This window comes from Paenibacillus sp. EKM10P (assembly GCF_011800655.1).
GTDB lineage: Bacteria > Bacillota > Bacilli > Paenibacillales > Paenibacillaceae > Paenibacillus > Paenibacillus polymyxa.
In genome coordinates, this window is the sequence record NZ_JAALET010000077.1 from 1 (window position 1) to 468 (window position 468).

At 57.9% G+C, this 468-nt stretch carries 1 protein-coding gene; it reads left to right on the top strand.

The window, feature by feature from the left end; all coding sequences use genetic code 11:
• Window positions 1-468, top strand: a 468-nt coding sequence (locus tag HFE01_RS26475; RefSeq protein WP_167442908.1) for a phosphopantetheine-binding protein, incomplete at both ends; no start/stop codon positions are given.

Consider the following 468-nt stretch of genomic DNA (forward strand, 5'->3'; position numbering starts at 1 on the left):
GAGGACGGACACAAGGATCTGTGTGCCTATATCGTAGCTTCGGAGTCGCTGAGTCTACCGGAACTGCGGAATGCGCTGCAGCCGAAGCTGCCGGATTACATGATCCCGACGTATGTGGTACAGCTGGATCGTTTCCCACTGACGCCAAACGGGAAAATCGACCGGAAGGCATTGCCAGCACCGGAAGCACGCCTTGAAGGAGGCCTGGAGTATGTGGCACCGCGGACGCCACTGGAGGCCAAGCTAGCCCAAATCTGGCAGGATGTCTTGAAGCTGTCCAGCGTAGGAGTCACCGACTCATTCTTCGATGTGGGTGGACACTCCCTGCGGGCCACGACGCTGGTGGCCAAAATCCATCAGGAACTGGGCAGCCGAATTACACTGCGTGAGGTGTTCCAGCACTTTACGATTGAGCAGCAAGCCCAGCTGATCACCGCGCAGGGCACAGACACCTATACGGTGATCCCT